At 68.1% G+C, this 20020-nt stretch carries 20 protein-coding genes; 9 read left to right on the top strand and 11 right to left on the bottom strand.

Features of this window, described 5'->3' with window-relative positions:
• Positions 1-6: 6 nt before the first annotated feature.
• Entirely contained in the window at positions 7-384 is a 378-nt protein-coding gene (locus FL344_RS18120) for a hypothetical protein (protein ID WP_141619409.1), read from the bottom strand.
• 60 nt (positions 385-444) lie between these two features.
• On the opposite strand from FL344_RS18120, the gene FL344_RS18115 reads away from it, so the two are divergent.
• Positions 445-633: a hypothetical protein gene (locus FL344_RS18115; RefSeq protein ID WP_011555432.1), complete on the top strand. Its 189-nt coding sequence runs from the start codon at positions 445-447 to the stop codon at positions 631-633.
• A 238-nt stretch (positions 634-871) separates the two neighbouring features.
• On the opposite strand, the gene FL344_RS18110 is transcribed toward FL344_RS18115, so the two are convergent.
• Positions 872-1513, bottom strand: coding sequence for a glutathione S-transferase family protein (locus FL344_RS18110; protein ID WP_141591879.1), 642 nt, complete (start codon positions 1511-1513; stop codon positions 872-874).
• Positions 1514-1620: 107 nt separating this feature from the next.
• Positions 1621-4104: a carboxypeptidase regulatory-like domain-containing protein gene (locus tag FL344_RS18105; RefSeq protein WP_228565153.1), complete on the bottom strand. Its 2484-nt coding sequence runs from the start codon at positions 4102-4104 to the stop codon at positions 1621-1623.
• 313 nt (positions 4105-4417) lie between these two features.
• On the opposite strand from FL344_RS18105, the gene FL344_RS18100 reads away from it, so the two are divergent.
• Entirely contained in the window at positions 4418-5314 is an 897-nt protein-coding gene (locus FL344_RS18100) for an NAD-dependent epimerase/dehydratase family protein (RefSeq protein WP_141619407.1), read from the top strand.
• Positions 5315-5317: 3 nt separating this feature from the next.
• Here FL344_RS18100 and FL344_RS18095 read toward each other — a convergent pair whose 3' ends face one another.
• From FL344_RS18095 to FL344_RS39770, 3 genes are all read right to left on the bottom strand, one after another.
• Complete coding sequence (locus tag FL344_RS18095) at positions 5318-5860, bottom strand: hypothetical protein (RefSeq protein WP_141619406.1); 543 nt, start codon at positions 5858-5860, stop codon at positions 5318-5320.
• Positions 5861-5988: 128 nt separating this feature from the next.
• Complete coding sequence (locus FL344_RS18090) at positions 5989-7008, bottom strand: metallophosphoesterase (RefSeq protein ID WP_141619405.1); 1020 nt, start codon at positions 7006-7008, stop codon at positions 5989-5991.
• A 119-nt stretch (positions 7009-7127) separates the two neighbouring features.
• On the bottom strand, positions 7128-7253 hold the full coding sequence (locus FL344_RS39770; RefSeq protein WP_255508223.1) for an RICIN domain-containing protein: 126 nt from the start codon (positions 7251-7253) through the stop codon (positions 7128-7130).
• A 148-nt stretch (positions 7254-7401) separates the two neighbouring features.
• Here FL344_RS39770 and FL344_RS18080 point away from each other — a divergent pair, with 148 nt between their 5' ends.
• The 5 genes from FL344_RS18080 (at position 7402) to FL344_RS18065 (ending at position 12867) form a co-directional block, all read left to right on the top strand.
• Positions 7402-8031, top strand: a complete 630-nt coding sequence (locus FL344_RS18080) for a GNAT family N-acetyltransferase (protein ID WP_228565152.1) — start codon at positions 7402-7404, stop codon at positions 8029-8031.
• A 178-nt stretch (positions 8032-8209) separates the two neighbouring features.
• A complete protein-coding gene (locus tag FL344_RS18075; RefSeq protein ID WP_141591885.1) occupies positions 8210-9697 on the top strand; it encodes an HEXXH motif-containing putative peptide modification protein in 1488 nt (495 codons plus the stop codon).
• On the top strand, positions 9694-11151 hold the full coding sequence (locus FL344_RS18070; protein ID WP_141619404.1) for an HEXXH motif-containing putative peptide modification protein: 1458 nt from the start codon (positions 9694-9696) through the stop codon (positions 11149-11151). Before FL344_RS18075 ends, FL344_RS18070 begins: the two co-directional genes overlap by 4 nt.
• The gene (locus FL344_RS38550; RefSeq protein WP_163884630.1) at positions 11148-11300 is read left to right on the top strand and encodes a hypothetical protein; all 153 of its coding nucleotides are present in this window, start codon (positions 11148-11150) and stop codon (positions 11298-11300) included. The genes FL344_RS18070 and FL344_RS38550 overlap by 4 nt, the downstream gene beginning before the upstream one ends.
• Before the next feature lie 115 nt (positions 11301-11415).
• Positions 11416-12867 (top strand): FAD-binding oxidoreductase, encoded by a 1452-nt coding sequence (locus FL344_RS18065; protein WP_141619403.1) that lies wholly within the window; start codon positions 11416-11418, stop codon positions 12865-12867.
• A gap of 22 nt (positions 12868-12889) precedes the next feature.
• On the opposite strand, the gene FL344_RS18060 is transcribed toward FL344_RS18065, so the two are convergent.
• The 5 genes from FL344_RS18060 to FL344_RS18040 form a co-directional block, all read right to left on the bottom strand.
• Positions 12890-13342: an acyl-CoA thioesterase gene (locus FL344_RS18060; RefSeq protein ID WP_228565151.1), complete on the bottom strand. Its 453-nt coding sequence runs from the start codon at positions 13340-13342 to the stop codon at positions 12890-12892.
• On the bottom strand, positions 13263-14339 hold the full coding sequence (locus tag FL344_RS18055) for a YheT family hydrolase (protein ID WP_141619402.1): 1077 nt from the start codon (positions 14337-14339) through the stop codon (positions 13263-13265). The genes FL344_RS18060 and FL344_RS18055 overlap by 80 nt, the downstream gene beginning before the upstream one ends.
• Entirely contained in the window at positions 14332-15054 is a 723-nt protein-coding gene (locus tag FL344_RS18050) for a hypothetical protein (protein ID WP_011555420.1), read from the bottom strand. Before FL344_RS18050 ends, FL344_RS18055 begins: the two co-directional genes overlap by 8 nt.
• Positions 15055-15056: 2 nt before the next feature.
• Positions 15057-16070, bottom strand: coding sequence for a fatty acid desaturase (locus FL344_RS18045; RefSeq protein ID WP_228558145.1), 1014 nt, complete (start codon positions 16068-16070; stop codon positions 15057-15059).
• A 243-nt stretch (positions 16071-16313) separates the two neighbouring features.
• Entirely contained in the window at positions 16314-18392 is a 2079-nt protein-coding gene (locus FL344_RS18040; protein WP_141619401.1) for a prolyl oligopeptidase family protein, read from the bottom strand.
• Between the two features lie 222 nt (positions 18393-18614).
• Here FL344_RS18040 and FL344_RS18035 point away from each other — a divergent pair, with 222 nt between their 5' ends.
• Together FL344_RS18035 and FL344_RS18030 are read left to right on the top strand one after the other, a co-directional pair.
• Entirely contained in the window at positions 18615-19001 is a 387-nt protein-coding gene (locus tag FL344_RS18035) for a hypothetical protein (RefSeq protein ID WP_225888024.1), read from the top strand.
• A gap of 23 nt (positions 19002-19024) precedes the next feature.
• The gene (locus tag FL344_RS18030) at positions 19025-20002 is read left to right on the top strand and encodes a peptidoglycan-binding protein (protein ID WP_228565150.1); all 978 of its coding nucleotides are present in this window, start codon (positions 19025-19027) and stop codon (positions 20000-20002) included.
• Positions 20003-20020: the final 18 nt, after the last annotated feature.

Below are 20020 nucleotides of genomic sequence, written 5' to 3'. Positions count from 1 at the left end.
ACGCGCTCAATCCAGGTAGCCCCAGCGCTCCTCCTCGAAGACGAAGAAGGGGCGCCCGAAGGGAATCCTGTCCGTCCATCCCAGCACGTGACGGCGTGCGTCCGCCGGGCCGCTCACGTCGTAGGTGAAGCCGAAGTGAGGGCCGCTGAACCTGGCGGGTGGCAGCTGGGGGAGGAACTCCGGCACGAGCTGCTCCAGGGTGTCGGGGAGCTGTCCGTGCCGGGCCTGGTAGGCGCGGCAGGCCGCGATGAGCGTCTCGGCGTTGCGTTGCGCGCGTTCCGCCTCCTTCTTCCCGGGGCGGAGCGCTAGGTACAGCGTCAGGGGAATGCCGATGGCATTCCGCAGCAGCCCCCGAGCGGTGCCAAGGAATCGGTGGAGCGTCATATGGGCGCGACCATCGCATGACTGACGACTGCCTATCTTCTCCAAGAGGAGGACATCGCCATGCCAGATGTGGAAGCGCCGCGGCCGCTGTCCGAGCCGCCAGACGAGGCGGAGGAACGACAGAGCCGCTACATGGAGGAAGAGCCGGGCCACACGCCGGGGAGCGCGGAGGGCGACGACGAGGACGCGCCGCACCGTGTTCGCCCCTACCCGGACCCGGACCACACCCCGGGGCGGGCAGAAGGTTGAACCCAAGGCCGCCGGGAGGGCTGACCTGCCAGAGGACGTGGTAGGTGCAGGAATTCGCGCCCTTCTGGCGGCACCCTGCTGAAGTGTCGTGGGGGAGGGTGGCCTCGGGCGCGAAGCGCTGGGCCATGCCCTTCACGAGTCCCATGTCGAAGCGGCACGGGGAGGGATTGTCGAGGACCAGGCGGGCCTCGAGGAGCCAGGGGCTTGGACATGAGCCCCTGCGGAGCCGACGCTGTCTCTAACTGAAGTGGCGCTCCAGCACTGCGGCGACGTGCGGGTTCTTCTCCGCTTGAGTGGCCACTGCTGCCAGGGCGGGGCAGTTCTGAATGAACCAGGCCTTGTTCGGGCGCCAGTGCGTCATCACGGTGACGTAGAGGTCCAGCGCGCTGAAGCGCTTGCCGAGTACGTGAGGCTTGCCCACCTGGGCCTCGATTTCGCGCCAGAGGTTGGCACGGCGCTCCATGACGGTGTCGCGCAGCCGGTCCGCGGCGGGACCGGGCAGGGTCCACTTCGGCGGGTCGTCCGCGTAGGTGAACGTCGGGTACACCGCGCCCACGAGGCGAAGCAGGAGGTTGAGGAAGCGCACGCGCTCGGGCGCCGTGGGTTCCGGCACCAGGCCGCTCTGGGGCGAGACGTCGTGCAGGTGCAGGATGATGGCCGCGCTCTCTGTCATCACCGCGCCATCGGGGAGGATCAGGGTGGGCACCTGCCCCAGGGGATTGAGCTTCAGCAGCCGGTCGCGCCCGGGACCAGGCTCCAGGTAGGGCAGCTCCGTCAGGCGGTGCGGGATGCCAGTGATGCTCAGCGCCATCTCCACGATGGCCGAACCACATCCCGGTGAACCAATCAACTCATAGTCGTTCATGGACCGTTCCGTCATTCCCCAGAAGATGGCAGTGGCTGCCTGTCGGGAACCCACGTGGGGACGATTTCCCCGGAGGCCGGAATCGTCAACTCCTCCCGGTGGAAATGGATGTGGCCGTGCCGTCACCAGCCTATGGCGACAGGTTCGTGAGGCGTAGCGTCCAGCAGTGAACCCAGGATGGAAGGCCCCGGACTCATGTGGATGTCACCCAACTCCACATCTCCTTCGAAGGGAACATCGACCGTGAGGGTTCGTGATGCCATCCCAGGGGCATCGAATCTCAGCGTCTGCACCCCAGATTTCAGGGTCGACCATTTGAAGGCGCCGTCCTGGGGGTCGACATAGAATTCGCGGTTGTTGAGGACGAAATTTGAGAAGGGCGACCCATTGGGACCCAGGAGCCTGCCTCGGATTTGTGAATCACGTTGCATGACGATACGGAGGGGGGCCTCCCCCGGCTTCACAAGAAGTGTGAAGGTCTCGTATTCGGTCCCTCCCGAGGATTGTGCTGGGACGAAGGTATGGCCATCGATCGAGGCCGATATCGTGTGCGGGCCGGAAGACAGATGCCGCAGGACGAATCGCCCATCCGCGCCTGTGCGAACGCCGAAAGGTCCGCCGCATTTGAAGCTGACGGTCGGCGGCTCTGTCGCGTCAACTGGTGACTGCCGAGAGGCCGTGATAGTCGCGCCCTCCAGGGGCCTTCCGCTCGTTGTCACCACGATGCCGGAGACCGTCACACCTTCGGGAAAGCGCAGCTCCACCTGCGGCGGAGGTCCCTCTCGCAACTCGATGTCCTGGGCGAAGGTTCGCCGGATGACACCCAGAACCTCCTTTTGTGCCCACACCGTATAGTGCCCTGGCGGAACTGCCCCAAGCTGGAAATGCCCCTGGGCATCTGAAGATGTATCTTGGCTGAGCGTGTCTTTCGCCTCGCGCCTGGCGAGGATGACGTCCGCATCGGGCACGGGAACATCGTGCTCATCCAACACGGTGCCTGGCAAGGTCGGGCCTTGCTTCAGCGAGATGCGGAGGTCTCCGCTGGGCGCGTGCACCGAAGCGACGTCTGAAAGGAAGCGCGGGTCATCGGCTTGGAGCTCCCAATTACCTGCGCGGCAGGCTTTCAGCTCGAAACGGCCGGCGTCGTCCGTGGTCGTCACGTGATTATGGTGCGGCACCGTGGGGTTGCATTGGCCCTCCAACCTGAGCGTGACGTTCGGAGCGGGCGCCCCGTGTGCGTCGACTGCAACGCCAGTGATGGACACCGCGCGAGACAGGGTGATGGTGGCAGGGGACGTGGCCTCTGGGGAACTCAGCGTGACGAATTCGTCCAGATGACCCGGTGCTGACACCGTGACCTGGTTCATGTCGGGGCCGAAGGGGCCCAGACGAAAGCGGCCATCCAGGTTCGTTGTCGTGACCGGGTAGTCGATATCAAGGCGCTGCGGAACGACGGAGACGCGGGCACCTGGAATGGGCTGGCGCGCCTCGTCTTGAACGATTCCTTCGAAATGAGGTGCAGGCCGCAGTTCGAGTACCGACTCAGCCCCGTTTCGTTCCTTCAGGGTGACTTCCTCGCTGGCAATCATCCCTTCATGGAAGGCCGACACTTTGAGGCCGTAGCCATTGCGGAGTCCGGAGAAATGAAACCGTCCTTTCGCGTCGGACGTGGCGAACTGAAAGGGGAAGTCATGTGGAAACTCCGCGGTGAGCTCGACGCGGGCGCCCGCGACGGGGCTTCCCTGGAAGAGGACCCGGCCTGCATGGTTCAGCGGCCGTGTGAGATGCACGCTGCCCCATGGAAGGGCGGTGGCCTCATTGAGATGGAGGAGCTCCGGTCGCCAGCCATCCTGCTTCGCCAGGAGGACGTAATTCCCATACGGCAGAGGGCCGATATGGAACCGGCCGTCCGGACCTGCGATGCCGTCGAAGTATCGGTCCGTCGCCACGGAGACCAGGCTGATGCGGGCGCCTGGTAGCGGTACGTCTTCACCAAAGACGGTTCCCTCCACCCGTAAACCCGGAGCCAGCACCAACTGCAGTCCGTCGTGCGTCCCCAGGATGCCTTGTTGCACGGCCGCCCCGTCCTCGTTCAAGGCCCAGACCGACAGGATTCCGACGTCCAGTCCATCCAAGACGTAGGTGCCGTCACCGTCGGTGACCGTCTCTGCCTGGAGGATGGCTTCGCCCATGCGGGAGGAAACCCACTCCGTCAGAATGTCCTGGGCCGACTGCCAGCAGTCATGCATGAGCCGGAGGGGGTTCTCCTTGCTGCGGGAGCCCCCTGTACCAGGCGCCCAGTCGGGACACGGTAGCTCTGCCAGGGGCTCCTCGGCCCGCGACAGGGCGGACACGCGCACGCCCGCGAGTGGGACTCCTCGCGCATCCACCACGGTGCCACGAATGCGCCGTCTCTTTTCGGGTTGAGGGAGCGAGCCCAGGGCCGCCATGCCTGGGGTGCCAGTTCCTTCGATGCGGTTCGCGGCTTGCGACGATGCGGCGACGCCTGCGCCTCGGGCGACGGCCTCTGACGTGGAGTTCGCATCCCAGGCGAGCATCCCGAGGACCCCGACGGCCAGAATCGTGAACGCCCCGTCGCTGCGCATGCGCCGCTCCCTCGTCCTCGTCATGCCCCGACGGTAGGGAGCCGCGGCTGGGCAAGCCTCACGGAATCGTCATGATTGGCTCAGCAATCGCGCAGCACGCGCGTCGCGTGTCGGACGCCTCATGGAGCCCGCGTAGCCTCACCGAGCTGGGGGAATCCCTCCGCAAGGGGGGGCTGGCCCTGCGCCTGGGGAGAGAGCGACCTGGGCCAGCGTGCCCAGAAGTCACCGAAGCTGACGGTGGTCCGTTGAGGCGGGCGGCGTTTCCTGGGAGGAATGCGCAGACTGCACGCATCACTGAACCTGGAGGTCGTCCATGCAACTGTTCCTGACGGGCGCGAGCGGCTTCATCGGCGGCTCCCTTGCTCACTCGCTGAAGGCCCGCGGCCATGCCATCCGAGGGCTGGTCAGGGACAAGGCGAAGGCGGAGCGGTTGGCGGCGCTCGGTATCGAGCCCGTGCTGGGGGACTTGGAGGACCGCACGCTGCTGACAGCCGAGGCGCGGCGCGCGGACGCGGTCATCAACGCGGCCAGCAGTGACCACGCGGAGGCCGTCGAGGCGCTCCTGGCGGGGCTGCGCGGCTCTGGCAAGCCGCTGCTCCACACCAGTGGTTCCAGCGTGATTGGCGACGACGCCCGAGGCGACGTGCTCTCCGACAAGGTGTTCGACGAGGACACCCCCTTCATCGTCGAGCCCGACAAGCAGGCCCGTCACGCGGTCGATACCAGCGTGCTCGGCGCCGAGGGAATGCGCGGCATCGTCCTGTGCAACACGATGATTTACGGCACGGGCACCGGGCTCAGTCCGGACAGCGTGCAGATTCCCCCGCTGGTGAAGCAGGCGCGCAAGAGCGGCGTGGTGCGCATCGTCGGCAAGGGCGTCAACCGCTGGTCCAACGTGCACATCGATGACGTGGTGGCGCTGTACCTGCTCGCCTTGGAGCGCGCGCCCGCCGGGGCCTTCTACTTCGTGGAGAACGGCGAGGCCTCCTTCGCGGAGATTGGCGCCGCCATCGCCCAGCGGCTCGGGTTGGGGCCCGTCCAATCCTGGTCGGTGGAGGAAGCCAGCCGCGAATGGGGTGAGGGCCACGCGCGCTACTCTTTCGGCTCCAACAGCCGCGTGCGTGGCAAGCGCGCGCGCCGCGAACTGGACTGGAAGCCCCGGCACGACTCCGTCACGGCGTGGATTCGCGACGAGATGCCGCTCGGTTGAGTGCTAGTTCCAGGGGAAGATGGGACCCCAGACGGAGTGCGAGCTCAGCGCGACGGGGAGCTTGAGCGTCAACACCAGCCCCACCTCGCGGGCATGCCGCGTCCGCTCCACGCCGCCGGGGCCGATGTCCCGGTCCCCGGCCAGGGGAATCCCGAAGCGCACGCCCAGGCTGCCGAACACGAAGGCCAGGTAGGGCGCGACGTGCAGGCCCGTGGTCGCCACGCGCGTCCGGCTCGCTGTTTCATGCATGACGCCCAGCTCCACACCCCCGAAGAACAGGGTGCCCTGGAGCCCGGCGCAGAGCCGCGCGCTGCCGCGCTCCATCTTCTGTGCCTGCGCGAAGAGGCCCAGGGCGCCCACGCCCTTGAACCAATTGAGCGTCAATTCCCCGCCCACGCCCGCGCCGGGCTCGTCCGCCCCGAATGCCGCGCTGTACAGGGGGCCCACGGACAGCCAGGTCTCTCTTTCGGGGAACAGCGTGATGTCCGCCCTCGCGGGCAGGGCGAAGAGCACGGACGCCGCCAGGAGCGGGACGGGAAGGCGCATGCGGCCGCCCGGATGCAACCACCGGGCCCTGTCTCCGCGCGAAGGGATGGCACGTCTTGCCTGTGCAAGGGATTGCACGTTGCGTCACCGCCCGTGCGCAGTCGCGGGGACGGACGGGGCGCGTCTGCTCATTTCTTCCGGGCCTTCGGCCCCGCGGGGCGAGCCGGCGCGGCGGAGGGCTCCACGGAGCCCAGCGTGACGGGGCCTTCGCGGTACAGGGCGTTGACCTTGCCGCCGCGAAGCTCCAGGGCCGCGAGGTTCCGCCCGTACCCGGTGCTCAGCCCGGTGTCGATGAGCAGCGCCTTGCCGTTGAATCGCACCTTCACCTTACCGTCGCGGTTCGTGGTGTGCCCCATGACCATGCGCCTGGCGCCATAACGCTTCAGCACCGCGTCCAGCGCGGGTTCGGCGTCCTGCGGCTCGCCCAGTGCGTAGCCTCGGAACCACAAGGGGCCCTGTGCGTCCCGCGCGCCGCCGGGGGGATTGTCGGGGAAGAAGTCCTGGCGCACCCAGCGGTTGAGCTCGGCCAGGTTTCCGCCGGGAACGCCGGGCGCGACGCCGCCGTGCACGAAGAGGGTGTCGTTGATGCGCACCACGGCGGCGTGCTTGCGCAGCCACTGGCCGTAGCGGCCCTGAAGGCTGTACGCGACGCGGTGCCCGTTAAGGCCGGGTGGGGAGCCGGCGCTGTCCTGCTCGGGGCTCTGGTCGGCGAACGAAGCCATCTCCCCGGGGTTCACGTAGCGCAGGTCACCCAGCATGTTCATGGCTTCATGGTTGCCGAGCAGGGCGTGGACCCGTCCGCCCGCGGCGAGCGCTTCCTGCTCCAGCCGCATGAGCAGGTCGAACGCCGCTCGCGTGTGGTCGCCCCGGTCCGGCACGTCGCCCGTCTGGACCAGGTGTGTCTTGCCGCCAATCCACCGGTCCTTCGCGTCGATGAGGCCGGCGAGCCGGAGCACCTCCTTCAGGGCGTCCACGTCACCGTGCACGTCCCCCACCGCCACCACGCGCTCCACGCCGGTGAAGGTGTCGGGGACCGCGTCCTCCAGCCGAGGCTGCGCCGGGGCATGGGGGGCGGGTGCCGCCGCCAGGAGCAGCGGGACGAGCACGAGCAGGGGGCGCGTGCGGAGCAAAGAGGGGGGCATGGGCATGTCCTCTGGTGAGACGGCGCGCCTGGGCTGGCCGGCCCAGGCGCGCTGGAGAACCTCAGCGTGTCACGCCCGCGCGGCCCTCGGTGCCTGAATCGCCTCCAGGCACCCGGGTCGCTCGGTCAGGCGACGGAGGGGCAGCGGTAGTCCCACTGCTGGTTCGGGTTGCCCGTGCACTCGTAGATGATGAGCCGGGCGCCGCTGGACGTGTTGTGGTTCACGATGTCCACGCACTCGTTGGCGAGCACGCTGACCAGGTCACTCGCGGATGCGCTGCCGTACCCAGGTGGACGAGGTCGCGGTGGCCTGTCCCTGACGCGCGCGACGAACTGTACTGCTCCCTGGGTGCAGCACAGCGGGCGACACGTGGGGAGGACGTAGGATGGCGTCACGCCCATGCGCACCCACACTGAGGCCATTCCCTACGAAGTCCACCGCGATGACGGGTTCGTCGCCTCCGACGACCCCGCGCGCATCGACCTGGACGTCGTCCATGGCTACCTGTCCCGCTCATACTGGTCCGCGGGCATTCCCCGGGAGACGGTCGAGCGGGCCGCCCGGAACTCGCTCGTCTTCGGGCTCTATTCCTCTGGAGAGCAGGTGGGCTACGCCCGCGTCGTCACCGACCGCGCGAGCTTCGCCTATCTTTGTGACGTCTTCGTCCTGGAGTCGTACCAGGGACGGGGCCTGGGCCAGTGGATGATGGAGGCGCTGCTCGAGCATCCCGACCTGCAAGGGCTTCGGCGGTTCTTGCTCGCCACGCGAGATGCCCATTCGCTCTATGCGCGTTACGGCTTTCGGCCATTGGGCGCGCCCGCGTCCTTCATGGAGCGCCATGACCCGGACGTCTATGTCCGAAATCGAGAAGAGGGCGCGAAAGGGAAGACAAGACGAGGCTGCGGGCATGACAGCCGTGCCATGCTCAACTCCAATTGCTTCCTGCGGTTGATGCGTTGCTGGCTGTCTTTGGGGCTGGGCGCGGTGCTCCGGGCGAGCCAACGCACAGCGTCTTCGCTACTTCACTGAGACAGTTTCTTTCCAGAGACAGCTGTCTGGTTGTTGCGGGAAATAGCGAGGACTGGACGCTGTTTCTTCGTCAGGTGCTTGTGACAGGCTTCAAGCGTTGTTACCTTTAAATTTCGAAATGCTGTTTATGCCGGGATGCGGATTTTTTGATGAGTCTGTCGTCCGAGGAGAGAGCAGCGTGCAACAGATTGAGGTCATTCGGCAGCTCGACCATCGGTTCCAGCATCAGGAGCCGTTTGGAAATTCATCGAAAATCGTGTTGCGTGTCATCGAACGCTACAAGTTCGTCCTGGAGGTGTTGTCGCGCCAGGACGCGCGGCTGCGGGCGCTGATGGAGCGCGTCGAGGCGCTGGACACCGCGTCCGTGAATGTCTTGTTCGGTGACCTGCTCGTGCGCGCCGCGCTGGAGACGGCCATCAGCAAGCTGGAGACGACGGGGCCGGTAGGGGCGGTGCGTGACACCTTCCCGGCGCTGCTCGGCGAGGCCCTCGATTCGCTGGAGGAGGGCCGTGGGAGGTCCGTCGCGCGCAAGGCGATGGGGCGTGACTTCACGGTGGGCCCTTTGGGCCGCACCTGGGTCTGGGACCTCCCGGACACGCCGTCGCGGGTCGGGGACCTGCTGCGCGACAGCATCCGCACCGGGTTCATGCCAGGGGCCAAGAGCAGCGTTGAAATCATCCGTCCGACGCCGCGCATGGTGGAGGGCCTGGAGCGGGCCTGTGAGCTGCTCCGGCGGCTGGTGCCGGAGATGGCGCAGAGCGTCTTCCTGCACCTGCACTGCATCGCCGTGGCGAACATCCGAGGCCCGCGTGGCCGGATGCTCACCGGCTCCGGGGGCGACGGCACGCCGTGCATGATTTTCATCGACCCGGACGAACTGGAGAACCCGTGGGACACGGCGGGCCATATCCTGCATGAGGCGATTCACCTCAAGCTCTCCGACCTGATTCGCACGGGCGCCATCGTGACGGATGACGACCCGGTGGAGCTGCCCTGGGGACGGCGGACGGCCCTGTCCAACAGCGTCTTCGCCTACCACGCGTACGCGCACATGCAGGTGTTCCGCGAGGCGGTGAAGCACCTGGGGCCGGACTGCTACGCGGAGTTCGGCGCGCCTCGTGACTACGACGCTCCGGCCCACGCGATGTCGGTGGTGAAGAACGACGTCAAGCCCTACTCCCGGGCCGAGGAGCGGCTGGCGTACCTGCACTCGCAGCTCTCGGGCCCACTGTCGCCCCGGGTGACGCCCTACGGGCGCGAGCTCGTCGCGTGGCTCTGGGACACGGTTCGTCCCCTGGTGGACGGAGTCACCACGGGCGACACCGCTCCGCGCGCCGCGGCCTCCACGCCGTCACCGGTCAGCTCCAGCCGGGCGCCGTCCTCGGTGCGTTACCGGCAGGGGCGGAACCTCTCGTTGCGCCGCTCTCCGGCGTCGGAGGTGCTGTTCGCGCTGGACCCCACATCGCAGAAGATTGTCACCCTGAACCTGTCGGCGTGGCTCGCCTTCGAGCTGTGTGACGGCAAGACGGAGGAAGAGGTCCTCACCTCGTACACGTCGTCGCTGGGGCTCGGGGCCGAGCGCGCCTGGGCCCAGCTGGCGCCCACGCTCAGGGGCCTGGAGTCGAGTGGGATGATTGAGCAGGTCGCCGAGGGAGGTGCACCGTGACGAGTGTCCTGGGCGTCGTTCAAACCGCTGACCGAGCGCTGTCGAAGCACCCTGTGTTCGGGGACTCGCCGCGAATCCTGGCGAAGGTGATGACCCGTTACCGCTTTGGCGTGGAGTTGTTCGCGGAGCGGCTGCCCTCCCTGGCGCGCGCCGCGTCGACGGTGGAGGCGCTCAGTGACGCCGACGCGCGCCGCGTCTTCTTCGACCCGCTCGTGCGCCTGACGCTGGAGCAGGCCTTCTCCGGCCTGGAGGCAGGTCACCTGGCGTCGCCGCACCCGCTGGAGGAGATGCTGCCGGGCGCGCTGGATGCGCTGCCGTTGGGCCTGTGCGAGTCGCGCATGCCCTCCCGCTTTCGGGTGGGCTCGGAGGTGCCGAAGTGGCTGTGGGACGTGGCCCGGCCCGCGGACTCGTACTCCCGGGCGCTGCATGCCGCGTTCGACGGCGTCTTCGGCGCGAAGTCCAAGAGCGGCGGGACGCTCTTGAGCCCGGACGCCACCGCGCAGCGGAAGATCAACGACTCCATCGAGCTGCTCTCCCTGCTGCTGCCTGACTCGGGCGCGAGCGCGCTGACCCACATCGAGGCCATCGCGCTGCTCAGCGCCCGGCTCGAAGGGGGCACCGTCCTGTCCGCCGCGGGGGGCGACCTGACGCCCTCCACCATCTTCCTGTCGTTGGAGGAGCTCGGGAACCCCTGGGACGTCGCCGGATGCCTGCTGCACGAAGGGCTTCACATGAAGCTCTTCGACGCGACGCGCTCGGTGGCGCTCGCGGCCCGTCCGGAGGAGACCATTCAGGTCCCCTGGCGTGACATCCGCTGGTCCATCGTCCGCACGGTGTTCGCCTACCACGTCTACGTGCACCTCTCGCTCTTCAAGGCGGCCGCGCTCACGGCGGACCGCACCCTGACGGAGCGGTTCGGGGACCCCTCGGCGTATGTGTCTCGCCCGCATGCGATGTCGGTGGTGAACAACGACAGCGCCTCGCGCTACGGCCGCTCGGTGGATCGTGCCCGCTACCTGGGAGAGATGTTGCTGACGGAGTGGGCCCACCTGCTCACCCCGCAAGGGCGCGACTTCGTTCGGTGGCTGAGCGAGTCCCTGGCGCCCGTGGACCGCGCGCTCTTCCTCAAGGACGCCGGCCCCCGAGCCCGTGAGCAGGAGCGGGCCGCGTACCGCAAGGTGAACGGGCTGCGGGTCCGCCCGTCGAAGCAGGGCGAGTGCTTGATGGTGTTCTCACCGGCCGCGCCACGCATCCAATGGCTCGACTTGAATGCGTGGCTGATTTTCGAACTCAGCGACGGCCGGACGTACTCCGACATGGAGCGGGCTTACCTCGAGGTTGTCGGCGCGAGAGTGGCCCCGGACGAAGCGCGCCGACAGTTGCGTTCGGGGCTCGACTCACTAGTACGCAGTACCCTCATAGAGCCAACACGGCAGCAAGGAGACGTGGCATGAACAACGGATCGCAGTGGCTGGAGACCGTGAAGAACCTGGTGGCCGAGAAGGACCTGCTCCAGGAGCCGAGCGTGACGTGTGGGTCGAGCGCGGAGCGCCAGTGGTGGCCTCCCTACGTCGTCAACGACACGTCCAAGAAGGAGGACTGACCCCCGGCGGGTCAGCCTGAAACCCTGACGTTCTGCCCGCCGTGTCCGCGCTCCCTTCGAGCCGGATGCGGCGGGCGCTCTTCCCTATCCCCATGCCACCGAGGACAGCGAGCGAATGGACACGTATGACATCGTGGTGGCGGGCAACGGCGCGTTGGGCCTGGCGACCGCACGCGCCTTGACGCTGGTGGACCCCCGTCTGCGCATCGCCGTGGTCGGTCCCCTCAGCCGTCCCGCGGGAGCGTCTCCCGCCGCCGGGGCGATGCTGGGCTGCTACGGTGAGGTGACGGCGCCCTTGCTGCGGACCGCGCCGGGCCGCGCGAAGCATGCCAAGGGCGTGCTCGCCGCGCGCCTCTGGCCCTCGTGGCTGGAGCAGCTCAATGGCGAGCTGCCCGAGGACGCACACGTCCAGGTCCGCGCGGGCACCATTGTCTTCAGCAACGCCAAGTCCGGGACGATTGAGGACGAGAACTTCATCGCCATCCAGCAGGCGGTGAAGGACGAGGACGAGCCGCACGAGCTGCTGGACCCCAACCAGGTGCCGGGCCTGAATCCCGCGGAGGACTGCCGGCCCAAGCAGGCGCTGTTCCTTCCCCGCGAGGGCTCGGTGGACGCGAGCCGCCTGCTGCGGGCGCTCACCCTGTCCCTGGAGCAGTCGCCGCAGGTCTCCGTCGTGGATGGGGCGGTCAAGACGCTGGACGTCCAGGGTGGCCGCGTGACGGGCGTGCGGTTGGAGGATGGCCGCGCGCTCAGCGCCTCGCAGGTGGTGCTCGCCATGGGCGTGGGGACGCAGGCGGTGCTCGACGAGCTACCGGAGCTGGCGCGGCGCATCCCCCGCATCTTCAGCGGCGGCGGGACGTCGCTGCTGCTCCAGGTGCCCCGGCCGTCGCTCCAGCACGTGGTGCGCACGCCGAACCGGGCCTTCGCCTGTGGCCTTCATGGCATGCCCCGCGGGGGGGACCAGCTCTACTTCGGCGCGACGAACATCCTGATGGCGCGGCCGATGCTGCGCACGACACCGGCCGACATGTACTTCCTGCTGGAGTGCGTCCTGGAGCAGATGGACCAGGACCTCTGCGCCGCGCAGCTCGTCGCCTGGCAGGCGGGAAACCGGCCCGTCACCGTGGACACGTGCCCGCTCATCGGACCGACGTCCGTTGACGGGCTGTGGCTGCTCACGGGCACGTACCGCGACGGGCTGTTCCTCTCCCCGCTGCTGGGGCAACACATGGCGCGGCGGATGTGCGGGCAGAGCGGCCTGGTGGCCGAGGACTTCCTGCCGGAGCGCAAGCCCATCTCCCTCTACACGCTGAAGGAGGCGCGCGCGGAGGCGCTCAAGCACTACCTGGCCATGGGGTGGGAGCACGGCATCCGGCTGCCCAAGGTGGGCTGGCACCGCGCCTTCCCGCGCTTCTACCAGCAGATGCTGGACTCGCTCTACGACGCGCTGGGGGAGGAGGAGTTCGTCATGCCCCCGGAGCTCCTGGCCATCGTCGACAGCAATCGCGCGGCCATGGTGCCGTTCTTCCGCAACTACTACGCGGAGGTCCGCAAGGCCTGGGCGTGAAGCGGGCCCAGGCCCGGGATGCTCAGTGGCTCTCCACCACCGTCCGGTTCTGCCGGGCGGTGACGGCCTCAATCACCTTCTCCGGCGGGACGACGCCGTCGCGCCCGAGCAGCACCGCGGTGGACTCGCCCTCCGCCACCACCTTCCCGCGCGAGAGGAACTGGTGGGTGGCGTAGAAGTACTTCTCGTCCCAGCGGGTAATCGACATGGACACCGTGTACTTCTGGAACGGGCGAAGCGGCTTTTTGTAGTCCATGGTGTGGCGCACGATGATGGGCGCCCACTTCTGCTTGAGCATGAGCGCCAGCAGGCCCGTCCGGATGAACAGGTCGACCCGGCTCAAGTCACAGACGGTGAGGAACCGTCCGTTGTTCATGTGCAGGTTCAGGTCCAGGTCATTGGGCAGGACGCGCTGCTCCAGCGTGCTCGTCAGCGCGTCCACGCGCATCTCCGGCTTCCAGAGCGAGGAGAGCATGACCCACAACATCCTGAGATAGAGATTCATGTGCTTCGGACGGCTCCTGCAGGAAGAACGAGATGAGCCGGGCCGGCGGGTAGTAACCCAGCCCGGAGGAACGCTGATACATGAAACCCAGGTGCCCGCCATGCGGCGTCAGCTCCAGCCGCACGTGCTCCCGCAGCGCGCGTGCGTCGGGGAGCGTGTCCCGGGCGACGAGCGGGTCGTCCTCGGCGTTGAGGACGAGGAAGGGCACCTCGATGCCCGGCAGGAATTGCTGGCTGCTGCACCGCTCGTAGTAGTCCTCCGCGTCCTTGAAGCCGTGGAGGGGCGCGGTGAAGACCTCGTCGAAGGCCTGGATGCTGCGCATCCCGTTCAGCGTCCCAACGCGTGAGGCGAACTCCGGCAGGTGGGCCTTGAGCCGCGCGACGCGCTTGTACGAGTTCAACACGCGGAGCTGGTAGAGCTGGTTGATGCCTTCGCAGGCCCGCCGGGCCGTGCTGCCCAGGGAGAACGTCAGGGACACGGCCGCCGCGGCGGACAGGTGGCTGGCGTGGCCTGTCTCCGCCAGGTAGCGAATCAGCATGCTGCCGCCCAGGGAGAAGCCCACGCCATAGAGTGGCGTGTGGGGCTCCTGCTCACGGACGAGCCGCACCAGCCAGGCCAGGTGGTCGGTGAAGCCCGCGTGATAGAAGGGGGCCCGCCGGTTGGGCACGGCGCCGCCCCGGTGGCACAACACCGCCGCGCGCAGGCCGCGCAGGGACAGCTCCGACAGCAGGCTGCGGACGTAGGTGGAGTCCTGCGTGCCCTGCATGCCGGGCAGCAGGATGAACAAGGGGCCTGGCCGCGTCCGGTTCAGCCAGTACACGTCCACGAAGTCACCATCCGCCAGCTCGTGGCGGATGTGCTCGGTGACCACGTCGTGGCGGCGCCGGTCCAGGTGGGGGACCACGGTCTGCACATGGGAGAAGCGCAGCCACCAGGGGACGTGGAAGACGTTCGCATGCTCAGCCATGGACGGTCCGCGTGGGGGCCTCTTCGGGCAGCGGCATGCCCACCTCGGCCATGACGCTCAGGTCCTTCTCCGTCAGCACGCGGGTGCGCCGCCGCACGATGTCCGCCCCCAGCACCAGATTGAAGTTGGACACGCCGCCATAGCGGTGGTGCAGGAAGTGGTTGCGGTAGACGGCGCGCATGTAGCGGGTCCGCAGCAGCCACGCCAGCCACCGGGGCGCCGTGCGCTGTCCTTCCTCGAAGGGCATGTGCAGGTACGGGTGGACGAAGTGGCTCATGAAGGGCGGCAGCAGCAGCGTCACGCATCCGGCCAGGAAGGCGATGGGCTTGAGCGTGAAGTAGAACACCGGGAAGAAGATGACCAGCGGGGCCACGAAGACGAAGGCGCCCTCGCCGTGCAGTCGGGTGGCAAAGGCACCGTTGATGATGGTCCGGCCGTGCTTGCCCCGCTGGAGCAGCTCCTCGGTGAGCTTCTGCTTCTCCTCCTCGCTCCGGAACTGCGTCACGTGGTTGCTCCGGAAAGTCCTCACGTGGTGGATGGTGTGGTGGGAGAAGTGCGTGTTGATCATCGGCCGGAACAGGCGCGGCGCGCGGTTCCAGAAGCGCACCGCCTTCGGACGCGCGTCGGACACGTACTCGTGCATGAAGGACTCGACGTACGAGGAGATGACGTACCCCAGCACGAGTCCGAGGAGGACATGGACGTAATCAGGCATTTTCAGCGTTCCTCGCCGGAGATGGTCAGCAGTCGGCCCAGCTGACCTGTCGGCTCGATGGAGGGCGGGGAGGCCAGCGGTGTCCTGGCCTGGCCCGCGTGGACAGGGGGAAAGCCCGTCATCCTGCCGGTGGCCTCGTCGTACACCTTGAGGCGGAAGGCGAGCACCGAGTCGCGCAGACCCAGCTTCACGCCCTCTTCGGCCAGGCCGTGCTGCTCCATGTAGCCGCGCAGCAGGTAGTTGGGAATCTGGGGCTTCAGGTGATGGACGTGGTGCAGGTTGATGGCGCCGAAGAGCCACTCGAAGGCGCGTGGAAGCACCAGGTGACTGCTGCCCTGGAGCGCCGAGCCCTTCAGGGACCACTGCGCCCGCGGAACCCAGTAGGGCCGCTCCACCTGGTGCTGCACGAAGAAGAGCCAGATGCCCAGGCCCGCGGCCACCTGGGTGATGATGAGGTGCACCACCAGCCACCGAGGCCAGTCACCCAGCGCCAGGAACGCGAGGTGGACGGCCACCAGCGCCAGGTTCGTCACCAGGATGGAGCGGCGCTCCGGCCTGCGCTCCTTGGCGACGATGCCCGGCATGCGGAAGCGCAGCAGGAACTGGAAGATGGGCCCCACGCCCAGGAGGACCGCGGGGTGCCGGTACAGCCGGTAGCGCAGGCGCTGCAAGGGCTTGAGCGCCAGGTACTCCTGGGCCGTCATCGTCACGATGTCGCCCACGCCGCGCCGGTCGAGGTCTCCGCTGGTGCTGTGGTGGACCAGGTGCATGGCCCGCCAGTACGCGTGCGGTGCCAGCGTCAGCATGCCCAGCACCACGCCCACCCGGTCATTCGTCACCGGACGCTGGAACAGCGAGCGGTGGGAACAGTCGTGCTGGAGGATGAAGACCCGGACGAGCACGACGCCCGCGAGCACCGCCAGCGCCACGCCGCCCACCAGGCTTTGGGCGAAGAAGACATAGCTGGCCCCCGCGAGCAGGACATAGGCGCCCACGCATCCCACGAGCTGGACCACGCTCCGCAGGGTGCGCGCCCGCCAATCCTGGGACCGGGCGCGAGAATCGCTAACGGTGGATGCGTCAGATGGCATGGCTGCCCCGAATCCCCAGACCTCCCCCGAGGGCAATCAATCTGGGAATTTCCGACATAACGCGCGTTGATTCTCGAATCAAGAAGCCCTGGGGTGGTGGGCGCTTGACGTCATCGGGCGCCGAATTCTCCTGTGGCCTCTGGGGCCGGGCCCTGCGGCGCGGGTGCCTCAATCCGGCGAGACGCCGAGCGCTCCACAGTAGAAGCAGAGCTCGTCGACGTCCTGCTCGATGAGCGCCGTCAGGGTGGTGCCGCCCCCATGCCCGGAGTCGCGAAGCGGGAGCAGGAGAAAGGGCCCGCCCTGCGTGCCTTCCGCCTGAAGTCTGGCGACCATCTTCAGCGGGTCGTGGGGTGGGGCGGTCCGGTCGTTCAGCGCGGCGACGAAGGCCATCCGGGGGTAGCGAAGCCCGGCGCTGACATGGTGGTAGGGCGAGTACCCCGCGAGGTAGGCACCCTCCACCGGGTCCTCGGGTGAGCCGTATTCGACGGTGGCCGAGCTCAGGTAGCCGAAGCTCGGGAAGCGCAGCATGTCGAGCGTGGGCGCGCGGCAGAAGACGGCCCCAAAGGACGCTGGGGCTTGCATGGCGGTGACGGCGACCAGCAGCCCACCATTGCTGTTTCCTCGCGAGGCCAGCCGGGCAGGCACCGTGTAGCCCTCCGAGACGAGCCAGCGCGCCGCCGCGATGAAGTCGTCGAAGGCGTTCTGCCGACGTGTCTTGAGGGCTGCCTCGTGCCAGGCGCGGCCGTACTCTCCGCCGCCCCGGACGTTGGCGAAGGCCAGCACGCCGCCACACTTCAGCCAGGCGGCTTGGAGCGGCGTGAAGCGCGGCTCCACGGAGATGTTGAAGCCGCCGTAGCCACTCAGCCTCACGGGCCACTGTCCGTCGCGCGGGAGGTCCTTCCGGTGGACGAGGAACATGGACACCCGGGTGCCGTCGCGCGACGGGTACCAGACCTGCTCCGTCACGTACTCGGACGCGTCGAGCCCGACGTCGGGGACGTGGTACGGCGTCAGCAGGTCTGCGTCGTAGTCGTAGCGATAGACAGAGGGCGCCTGCACGTACGACATGAAGTTCACCCACACCTCGTCGCCCTGCCATGGGCCACTGACGCCGCTGATGATTCCCTCTCCCTCGTTGCGATTCACGGAGCCCAGGGCTGGGAGCTTCAGGTCTCGCAGCCAGGTGCCGTCCTCGGCGTGGATGCGCACGTGGTGCGACGCCGCGCGTGAATAGACGGCGTAGAGCCGGCCGCCGACGCCTGCGACAGTCTGAAGGGTGTGCTCACTTTCCGGGATGAGCGTCCGCCACTGGGTGGGCGCCGTCAGCGGCGCGGTGCAGAGCCTGCCTCGTGGTGCGTCGAGGTCGGTATGGATGAGCAGGGACTCCCCGATGACCTGCACCTGATTGAGGGAGGTCATGGCCGTTGCCACGGGGATGCGCGCATCATCCGCGAGGCGCAGCAGGGTGATGACGTTGGCGTGGACGTAGTCCCACTTCGCGAGCACGGCGAAGCGGCCGCACTCGCTCACCTTGACGGTGCACCAGTACTCCTTTTCGTGGTCATCACCGAAGACGCGCCGGGCGGGTGCGCCCGAGCCCAGCCGGTGTTCGTAGACGGCGTTCCAGTGGGCCTCTTCGCCCGTGGGCACCTCGCCGGGGTCGGGATTCGCGGCGTAGAAGAACCCGGATGAATCGGGCCGCCAGGCCACCGAGGCGTGGCTGGTGCCTCGGGGGCGGTCCGGCAGCAGCCTCCCCGTCGAGACCTCGAGGACGTGAATCAATGCGCCGTGGGCGCTTCCCACGGCCTTGCCGAACGCGACGAATGCGCCATCCGGGGAGGGGACCGCGAAGACGAGCACCTCGTTGCTCGCCCACGTGTTGGGGTCGAGCAACGTCTCCAACGGCGCTCCTTCGTGGCGCCGGAGCAGGAGCTTGAGCTTGTCGTCGTGGGCCTCTGCCTGCCAGATGAACTCACGTCCCTCCGGACCGGCGGCAATGGGCGGGGACCTGCGTGCCTGCCGCGCGGAGCGGGTGACCGCCTCGCGCAGTGCCTCGCGTCCAGGGAAGGCGTGGAGCACCGATTGCGTGAGGGCCTCCTGCTCGGAAATCCACGCCTGCGTCTCCGGCGCATCGAGCTGTTCCATCCACGCGTAGGGGTCGTCGAAGCGCTGGCCGTGCAGCGTGTAGCCGCTCAGCGCGTCTCTGCGTGCGGAGGGGTACTTCCAGGTCCGGTCCACGGGCGTCATCGGATGTTCCTCTACGGGGGTGGGTCCTGGCGCGGACGTGCAGGCAGGAGGGCAGGGTGTCGAACTCCGGTATTACGCGCGTGAATCCGACGAATTCCAGGAGGCCGTGGGGCGCGGTGCGGAGCGCGTCGTCGCACCTTGTTTGATTTGCGTAAAACGGAAATAATCCTGCGTCACTTCATCGGGATGGTTTCAACGTTGTTGCGGATTCGCGAGTCGCAGATGAGTTCGTTGCGCAGCGCCGCGATGGACAGCCGCGTCGCGCAGCTCGTCACGGCGCTCCTCGCGGAGCCTTCGGCGGCGGAGCCTGGATGGACCCGCGAGCGGCTCGAGCCGGTGGTGCGCAGGGTGGTGGACCGGGGCATCTTCTCGCTCGACGACGTGCGCGTGTACGTGCAGCTCGCCGAGTCGCTGGGGGATGACTTCGAGTCACAGCGTCGCCACGCGTGGATGCGCTCGTGGCTGGATGACGCCTCCGTTTCGGACCCTGTCGCGCGTCTGCACCGCGTGGTGCGCGAGCGCCGCCGCCGCGAGGACGTGGCAGCGCAGAACCAGCGGAAGGAAGCGGCCTTCCGCCTCCGCCACGCCCCGCCCGGCGAGGGCCGCTGACTTTTCCTCTCCCTGGATGCCTCATGCCCCCTTCCTCGACTTCACGGCAGGACCCGGCGGTTGCTCCATGCCCATTGCAGGCGGGCAAGGGGCAGGTGGAGGTTGTTGTTGTCGATGACCGCGAGACGCCGCTGTCCGGCGTGGCGGTGGAGCTGGCGCAGGGGGCGGCGGACGAGGCGCTGCGCACGCGCACCGACGAGCACGGCGTCGCGCTGTTCGAGGGACTCGAGGAGGGGCGCTACCGCTTCCGGTTGCTCGACGTGGAGCCCGCGCTGTGGCGGGTGCTCGGCCGGCTTCCCCTGCCTCCGCGCGCCGCGGGCGCAGCGCCCCGCTGGAGCTCCGTCTCGCTGCCGAAGCCGCTGTCCTGGACGTGCGAAGGGACGGAGTCGCTCGCGGTGCTGGCGGCGAAGCTGGGTGTGCGTCCCTCACGGCTCATTGACGCGAGCACGGGACAGCCGCTCACCCCGGAGGTGGCTCCCGCTCCGGGAACGCGTGTGGAGGTGCTGCCGTTCTCCCATGAGTGGACGACGGTGGAGACCGGCTTCCGGCATGTGGTCCACCGCATCGGGCTTCCCCTGTCCCTGGTGGTGGTGCTGCGCGACGGCACGCACCACCCCCGAGCGCACCAGCCCTACCTGTTGAAGGTGTGGCTGGACGACGAGGAGGAGTTGCCCGCGCGCGAGGGCATGACGGACGCGGAGGGCCGCATGGCGCAGGTCCTGCCCGCTCGCGCGGCGCGGGGCGAGGTGACGGTGTCTCCCGGCCGCGACGACGAGCGCAAGGTGACGCTGCGCTTCGCGGCGCTGCGCGCGACGAGCGCTCCGGAGGGCTTGCAGGAGCGGCTGGAGAACCTGGGGTTCTCCTGTGGCGGCGAGCGTGGCCAGTTCGGCCCGAAGACGCGCCTGGCCGTGGAGTGGTTCCAGTACGCGCTCGGGCTGCCTCCGAGCGGAGAGGCCGACGAGGCGACCTGCGCCGCGCTGGGCCTGTTGCACCGCTCGTAGCACCGGAGGTCTTTCGTC

Origin of the sequence: Myxococcus sp. AB036A (genome assembly GCF_006547355.1) — a bacterium.
Taxonomy (GTDB): domain Bacteria; phylum Myxococcota; class Myxococcia; order Myxococcales; family Myxococcaceae; genus Myxococcus; species Myxococcus virescens.
Note: the sequence above shows the minus strand (reverse complement) of the source record. Positions and strands in the feature narration are given on the sequence as shown.

Bases quoted from the DNA above. Each gene is read 5' to 3' on its own strand.
- FL344_RS18065 (WP_141619403.1), top strand. From the start codon at position 11,416: ATGGACACGTATGACATCGTGGTGGCGGGCAACGGCGCGTTGGGCCTG.
- FL344_RS18110 (WP_141591879.1), bottom strand. From the start codon at position 1,513: ATGACGGAACGGTCCATGAACGACTATGAGTTGATTGGTTCACCGGGA.
- FL344_RS18115 (WP_011555432.1), top strand. From the start codon at position 445: ATGCCAGATGTGGAAGCGCCGCGGCCGCTGTCCGAGCCGCCAGACGAG.
- FL344_RS18080 (WP_228565152.1), top strand. From the start codon at position 7,402: ATGCGCACCCACACTGAGGCCATTCCCTACGAAGTCCACCGCGATGAC.
- FL344_RS18055 (WP_141619402.1), bottom strand. From the start codon at position 14,339: ATGGCTGAGCATGCGAACGTCTTCCACGTCCCCTGGTGGCTGCGCTTC.
- FL344_RS18035 (WP_225888024.1), top strand. From the start codon at position 18,615: ATGAGTTCGTTGCGCAGCGCCGCGATGGACAGCCGCGTCGCGCAGCTC.
- FL344_RS18090 (WP_141619405.1), bottom strand. From the start codon at position 7,008: ATGCCCATGCCCCCCTCTTTGCTCCGCACGCGCCCCCTGCTCGTGCTC.
- FL344_RS38550 (WP_163884630.1), top strand. From the start codon at position 11,148: ATGAACAACGGATCGCAGTGGCTGGAGACCGTGAAGAACCTGGTGGCC.
- FL344_RS18100 (WP_141619407.1), top strand. From the start codon at position 4,418: ATGCAACTGTTCCTGACGGGCGCGAGCGGCTTCATCGGCGGCTCCCTT.
- FL344_RS18030 (WP_228565150.1), top strand. From the start codon at position 19,025: ATGCCCCCTTCCTCGACTTCACGGCAGGACCCGGCGGTTGCTCCATGC.
- FL344_RS18040 (WP_141619401.1), bottom strand. From the start codon at position 18,392: ATGACGCCCGTGGACCGGACCTGGAAGTACCCCTCCGCACGCAGAGAC.
- FL344_RS18105 (WP_228565153.1), bottom strand. From the start codon at position 4,104: ATGCGCAGCGACGGGGCGTTCACGATTCTGGCCGTCGGGGTCCTCGGG.
- FL344_RS18095 (WP_141619406.1), bottom strand. From the start codon at position 5,860: ATGCGCCTTCCCGTCCCGCTCCTGGCGGCGTCCGTGCTCTTCGCCCTG.
- FL344_RS18050 (WP_011555420.1), bottom strand. From the start codon at position 15,054: ATGCCTGATTACGTCCATGTCCTCCTCGGACTCGTGCTGGGGTACGTC.
- FL344_RS18060 (WP_228565151.1), bottom strand. From the start codon at position 13,342: ATGCTCTCCTCGCTCTGGAAGCCGGAGATGCGCGTGGACGCGCTGACG.
- FL344_RS18120 (WP_141619409.1), bottom strand. From the start codon at position 384: ATGACGCTCCACCGATTCCTTGGCACCGCTCGGGGGCTGCTGCGGAAT.